The 6444-nt window shown below is 61.4% G+C and carries 6 protein-coding genes; 4 read left to right on the top strand and 2 right to left on the bottom strand.

Translation table 11 applies throughout. From position 1 onward, the window contains the following. Positions 1 to 18: 18 nt before the first annotated feature. On the bottom strand, positions 19 to 1446 hold the full coding sequence (locus FJV77_RS30995; protein WP_142870135.1) for a M20 family metallopeptidase: 1428 nt from the start codon (positions 1444 to 1446) through the stop codon (positions 19 to 21). Positions 1447 to 1810: 364 nt separating this feature from the next. Here FJV77_RS30995 and FJV77_RS31000 point away from each other — a divergent pair, with 364 nt between their 5' ends. Further along, positions 1811 to 2737 carry a J domain-containing protein gene (locus tag FJV77_RS31000; protein ID WP_142870136.1) on the top strand — a complete coding sequence of 309 codons (927 nt, stop codon included), beginning with the start codon at positions 1811 to 1813 and terminating at the stop codon, positions 2735 to 2737. A 19-nt stretch (positions 2738 to 2756) separates the two neighbouring features. Here FJV77_RS31000 and FJV77_RS31005 read toward each other — a convergent pair whose 3' ends face one another. Continuing rightward, entirely contained in the window at positions 2757 to 3392 is a 636-nt protein-coding gene (locus FJV77_RS31005) for a TetR/AcrR family transcriptional regulator (RefSeq protein WP_142870137.1), read from the bottom strand. Between the two features lie 279 nt (positions 3393 to 3671). Here FJV77_RS31005 and mddA point away from each other — a divergent pair, with 279 nt between their 5' ends. From mddA to FJV77_RS31020, 3 genes are all read left to right on the top strand, one after another. Continuing rightward, complete coding sequence (mddA, locus tag FJV77_RS31010) at positions 3672 to 4406, top strand: methanethiol S-methyltransferase (RefSeq protein ID WP_142870138.1); 735 nt, start codon at positions 3672 to 3674, stop codon at positions 4404 to 4406. Between the two features lie 225 nt (positions 4407 to 4631). Then, positions 4632 to 5453 (top strand): enoyl-ACP reductase FabI, encoded by an 822-nt coding sequence (gene fabI / locus FJV77_RS31015; protein WP_142870139.1) that lies wholly within the window; start codon positions 4632 to 4634, stop codon positions 5451 to 5453. A 46-nt stretch (positions 5454 to 5499) separates the two neighbouring features. Beyond that, on the top strand, positions 5500 to 6087 hold the full coding sequence (locus tag FJV77_RS31020) for a histidine phosphatase family protein (RefSeq protein WP_142870140.1): 588 nt from the start codon (positions 5500 to 5502) through the stop codon (positions 6085 to 6087). Positions 6088 to 6444 lie beyond the last annotated feature (357 nt).

Raw genomic sequence — 6444 nt, forward strand, 5'->3', positions numbered from 1 at the left:
ATGCGCCAAGAGCCGACCTCAAATGGCCTCGACATCAATGTCTGCTTTCCGAAGGCCTGAGCGAGTCATTGGCTGTCCGTTCGGCTCGCCCAAATCCCAGTAAAGTCCTGCCATCAGCCCCAAGCCTTCTCGGACAATGGCAACCGGCAGATGCTCATTGGGCGCGTGCTGCGAACACCCCGGATAAGAATGCGGAACCCAAATGGTCGGCATTTCAAGAATTTCGGAAAAGACATCGTTCGGGAGTGACCCGCCGAGGCTTGGCAGAATAGCGGGTTTCTTTCCCGTCGTACGGGCAATCGAATCTACCACCCAATTGACCCATGGATGGCTCGGATCGAGCCGCGTCGCGTGAAAAACTTCGTCGCGTGCTTTCGCAATCTGCACGGTCGAAAATCCGTTGCGGTCCAGATGACGGCGCAAGGCAGGGAGGACGTCCTGCACGTCCACCCCGATGACAAAGCGAAGCTGGCAACGCGCCCAGGCTCGGGGCGGGATGGCGCCAACAGGCATCCTTGGATTCCCCGCCTCCAAAGCCAGCACCGAAAATGAGCACCACGCAAAAACCTTCTCCGCAGCGGTCAGGCTAGGCTCGCCCCAGTCGGGATCGATCTTGGGCTCTTCCGTGCCGCTCCCCACCTCACAGTCAGCAAGAACGTGTCGCACATCCTCGGGAATGCTTGTCGGAAGCCACTCGGCAATCCGAATTTTTCCAGTCGGTTCGGTGATGCTCGCAATTGCATGGGCAAGTTGAATGGCGGGATCCGAGAGGAGACCGCCCCAGTTTCCCGAATGATGGCCGCTCTTGCGCGCATCAATCCAGATGTCGAAGGAGATAGAGCCGCGCGAGCCCAAAAACACGGTCGGCCTTTCAGCGGAGAGGCGGGGGCCGTCGGAGGCGATCAGCACATCCGATCGGAATAGTTCCTTATGGGTCTTGGCCAGTTCCCGCAGACCAGGCGAGACCCGTTCTTCCCCCATTTCGATCAGATACTTGGCATTGAAGCCGAGCCTTCCGCGCGTCTCGATCACGGCTCGAAGAGCGCCGACGTTTATCGAATGCTGACCCTTGTTGTCGGCCACGCCACGTCCGTACCATTTGTTGTCACGTTCGGTCAGACGCCACGGGGAAAGTCCCTCGTCCCACTCGTCATCCAACCCGCGAATCACGTCGCCGTGGCCATAGCCAAGTACCGTCGGACGTGCTGCGTCCTCTGTGCGTTCGGCGAAAAAGAATGGCCAGCCGTTTTGGTTAAGCGTTCGGCAGGCAAAGCCAAGCAGTTCGAATGTCGGCTTTATCTCAGCCTCGATATATTCAACCAGCACATGTTCGCGATCAGGGTTTTGACTTTCTGTCGGCATGCCAACCCGACGGGCCAAATCCTCCCGAAAAGCACCTGAATCGAAGTAGGCCTCCGATCGAGCTATCGCAGCCTCGCGCGTCATGCCTTCAGCCTAGCATCGGTGGTCTTGGACGGCCAGTATCCATTCCGCCATGCCGTTGACGGTATTTTGGCTGGGAACGAGCGCTTGGCGCCCGATGGCCGACATTCGCCAGGTTTCGGAAGCGAACAATAGGAGCGCGCAAAAGATTAAGGCGATAGTAGAAGCTCGTGCCGCTCATGTTTCAGGTCGCCTACCGGGCCAAATCCCTCGGCCTTGTACCAACCATCACCGGCAGAATGACCAAACCTAATCTCATGGTGCTTCAATTTCGCCGTCTATGTGGCTATGCGCCACTGGAATTTCTTCCTATGCGAGCGCATATAGAAGGCAACTGTAGATTCACCCCTTCTTGCAGGCAGGACGCATGCGCGACCCCTATGAGGTGCTGGGCGTTGCCAAGAACGCATCGGCCAAGGACATAAAATCGGCGTACCGCAAGCTCGCCAAGAAGCATCATCCGGACCAGAATCCGAATGATCCCAAGGCGAAGGACCGGTTTGCCGCGGCCAACCAGGCCTATGAGGTGATCGGCGACGAGAAGAACCGTGCGGCGTTCGACCGCGGCGAGATCGACGCCGACGGCAAGCCGAAATTCCAGGGTTTTGAGGGCGCAGCCGGAGGCGATCCGTTCGGCGGCTTTCGCCGCCAGCAGGGCGCGGGCGGCTCGCGCTTCGAGTTCCGTTCGGGCCGTCCGGGGGGCGATCCCTTCGACGGCAACAGCGACATCTTCAGCCAGATCTTTGGTGACGCCTTTTCCGGCGCGCGCGGCGCTGGTGCGGGCGACCGCCGCCAGCAGGCGACGGCGGCCGATCTCAACGTGACGCTCGACGTCACCATCGAGGAGATGGCGACCGCCGAAAAGGTGACCGCCATGTTCCCCGACGGGCGCAAGATTGCGGTCAAGCTGCCGGCCTATGTCGAGGAGGGCCAGACCATCCGGCTGAAGGGCCAGGGCGAGCAGGGACCGGGGCAGCCGGGCGATGCGCTGGTCAAGATCCACATCCGCCGGCATTCGCGCTACCGCATTGAGGGTCGCGACCTGCACGCCGATCTGGAGGTCGCGTTGGCCGATGCGGTGCTGGGCGCCAAGGTGCCGGTCGACACGCCGACCGGCAGGCTGGCGGTCAATGTCCCGGCATGGTCGAGTTCGGACAAGGTTCTGCGGCTGAAGGGCAGGGGCCTGCCGGAAAAGGCCGGCGGCCACGGCGATCTCTACGCCCATGTCCGCATCATGCTGCCGGAAGGTGGCGACGGCGAACTCGAAGCGCTGATGCGCGGCCGCAAAGGCTGACGCAGCTTGACTTCACTGGCTAGCTGCCGGGCGCTGCTTCCTCCATCCGCCGGATGGTTTCGCCGAAGCGGCGCAGCGCCTGCCGCACCGGAACGTGCGGGCTCTCGATCTCGAGCAGGATCATCGTCTCGCTGCCGAGGAAGGCAGCGCTGACCAGGCTGGTCACTTCGGCGGCGGAGAATGGTCCAAGGCGGCCGAACCGCCGCTCCGCCTCTTGCGCCAGTCCGTCCAGCAGTTCGAACCAGCCACGCAGGTCGCGGCGCACCGCCTTGGCGATTTCGGGGCTCGACAGGCTTGCCGCGATCATCTCGTGCAGGATCCGGACATAGCCGGACGCCAGATCATCATCGAGGAAATCACAGGCGCGCTCCCAACGCTGCCACAGCGGCATCGGTGCTGCAAAGGTTTCCGCCTGGCGCTTTAACAGCCCCTCGTTCAGATGGTCGAGCAGGGCCAGGAACAGCCGTTCCTTGGAGCCGAAATGATAGTGGATCTGGCTGAGCGGAACGCCGGCGATCTCGGCAACCCGGCGCGTCGACAGGTCGGCATAGCCGCCTCGATAGAGGCACAGCTCGGCTGCCGAAATCAGTTCGGCGCGCGTGTCGCGCTTTTGCTTGTTCTGGGGCGGGACGACGGCTTTGACAGCGTCCGTCATGCGGTGTGCCTGCCGCTGGAATCGGCACAATCTGGGCTGATCATAAACGCTCCTGTCTGGGGCTGGACGTCTCGCCATGACAGCGTCCGTCATGCGGTGTGCCTGCCGCTGGAATCGGCACAATCTGGGCTGATCATAAACGCTCCTGTCTGGGGCTGGACGTCTCGCCATCATATCTCGGTCGAGCGACCGATCAAGTTGACTCGCAATTGAATCTATGGTTTTTGACATGAATTCGGTCGACCGACCGAATCTTGATGCTTGCATGGAGGGGCAGTCATGGCGGGCGTAATCACCCTTATCTACGGCGTTGCCGCATACCTGATATTTCTCGGTTCGTTTCTCTATGCGGTTGGGTTCGTCGGCAACATTGCCGTGCCGAAATCGATCGATTCAGGGATCGTAGGAAGTCCGGTCGAAACTGTCGTCGTCAACGCGCTGCTGCTCGGCCTTTTCGCCGCCCAGCACAGCATCATGGCGCGGCCGGTTTTCAAGCGCTGGTGGACGCGGATTGTCCCGCACGCGGCCGAACGCAGCACCTATGTGCTTTTGGCCAGCCTCATCCTGCTTTTGCTCTACTGGCAATGGCGGCCGATCCCCGGCCCCGTCTGGACGGTCGAGAATCCGTTCTGGGTCGCCGTCCTCCATGGCGTGTTCTGGCTCGGCTGGGCTGTCTTGCTGATCAGCACCTACCTGATCAACCATTTCGAACTGTTCGGCCTGCGCCAGGTCTTCGCGGCTTTGCGCAAGAGGGAATTGCCGGAGCCCGTGTTCAGGACGCCGCTTTTCTACAAATGGGTCCGGCACCCGATCTATGTCGGCTTTCTCCTGGCCTTCTGGGCGACGCCGTCCATGACATGGGGCCATCTGCTCTTCGCAGCGGGCAGCACCGGCTACATCCTGCTCGGCATCTTCCTGGAGGAACGCGATCTCATCGGGATGTTCGGCGATCAGTACCGCCTCTACCGCAAGCAGGTGGGAATGCTCATTCCCTGGCGCAAAGTCGCTGAATAGGGCCGCATCCGAGGCCGATCAGCCGATTCGGCTGGTCGGCCGGGCCTGGGCGGTCAAGGCGCGCTGACCGCAGCGAGGCGTTGAATCTCACAACACCGTTATTATCCCCCATTCGTTGTTCATGCCGAGTGTCTGAATTGAACGCGCGGCCCGTCTGCGCTTGAAGCGCCTTTCTCCCTGTGCGATAGGCACTCCAAAGCAGAAAATCTTTCGGAGAGCGCTGACATGGCGGGTGGACAGGGCCTTATGGCCGGCAAGCGCGGGCTTATACTGGGCGTCGCCAACAACAGATCGATCGCCTATGGCATCGCCAAGGCCTGCGTCGACCACGGCGCCGAGATCGCGCTGACCTATCAGGGCGAGGCGTTCAAGAAGCGCGTCGAGCCGCTGGCGGCGGAATTGGGCGCCTTTGTCGCCGGCCATTGCGATGTCACCGACCCGGCGAGCCTCGACGAGGTTTTCGCCAATGTCGCCAAGCATTGGGGTGGCAAGCTCGACTTCCTCGTCCATGCCATCGCTTTTTCCGACAAGGACGAGCTGACCGGCCGCTATGTCGAGACGACTCGCGACAACTTCCTGCGCACCATGGACATTTCGGTGTTTTCCTTCACCACCATCGCCAAGCGTGCCGAGGCGCTGATGACCGATGGCGGCTCGCTGCTGACGCTGACCTATTATGGCGCCGAAAAAGTCATGCCGCATTACAACGTCATGGGTGTCGCCAAAGCCGCGCTCGAAGCCAGCGTGCGCTATCTCGCCGTCGATCTCGGCGGCAAGAAGATCCGCGTCAACGCCATCTCGGCCGGCCCGATCAAGACCTTGGCTGCTTCGGGTATCGGCGACTTCCGCTACATCCTGAAGTGGAACGAATACAATTCACCGCTGAAGCAGACGGTCACCCAGGAAGAAGTCGGCGATTCCGGCGTCTACTTCCTGTCCGACCTGTCGCGTGGCGTCACCGGCGAAGTGCACCATGTCGACTCCGGCTATCACGTCGTCGGAATGAAGGCGGTCGACGCGCCGGATATTTCGACCGTCAAGGAATAGTCCTGCTGCGGTTTCCGCCTGCCTGTCCTGATCTCCGGAAGACCTGATGGTTCCGCTCGTCTACATCGTGCGCCACGGCCAGACGCAGTGGAATGCAGACGCCCGGCTGCAGGGCCAGGCCGACACCGATATCAATGAACTCGGCCGCGAGCAGGCGACCCGCAACGGACGGCGGCTGGCCGAACTGATCCGGAAGCCCGAAGATTTCGACTTTGTCGCCAGCCCGATGAAGCGGACGCGTGAGACGATGCAGCGGCTGCGCGCGGCGATGGGGCTCGATCCGGACGCCTACCGCACCGACCCGCGCCTGGTCGAAGTGCACTTTGGCGACTGGCAGGGCTTTACCTTTGCCGAACTTGAGGCGCACAGCCCCGGCTCGCCGAAGGCACGCCGCCGCGACAAGTGGAATTTCCATCCGCCGGGCGAGGGCGCCGAAAGCTACCAGATGCTGCTCGAACGGGTGAAGCCGTGGTTCGACGCGCTAAACCGCCAGACCGTCTGCGTCACCCATGGTGGCGTCGTGCGGACCCTGTTCAGGATGGTGGAAGGTGTTTCCGAAAAGGAAGCAGCGAACCTGGAAGTGCCGCAGGATCGAATACTCAGGCTGCAAGACGGGCGTCTGGAGTGGCTTTAGGCTAAAAAGGAAAAGTCGCCACAAGCGTGACATTCCTTCGCGCCCCCCTCTGCCCTGCCGGGCATCTCCCCCACGAGGGGGGGAGATTGGAGGCGTCGGCGCCGGCTCTTTTCTTAGGTTGAAAATTAGCGAAAGCCGTCGTGATATTCGATCTCCCCCCTCGTGGGCCTGTTGCGCAGTTGCGTGAGAGAGTGCTGAGGACAGCAGATTGTCGCTTGCCTCTTTTGGATTGAGGCTTGTTTTGAGGTTTGAGGTGGGTGTTTGGGCCACTCGGCCTGGTTTTGGGCGCACCTATCCCGTGATGGCAGCCCATCGGCGCATGTTGAAGGCAATCGCCGCCATCGTCACCTGACCGGC

This window comes from Mesorhizobium sp. WSM4306 (genome assembly GCF_007003975.1).
In the GTDB taxonomy this organism is placed as follows: domain Bacteria; phylum Pseudomonadota; class Alphaproteobacteria; order Rhizobiales; family Rhizobiaceae; genus Mesorhizobium.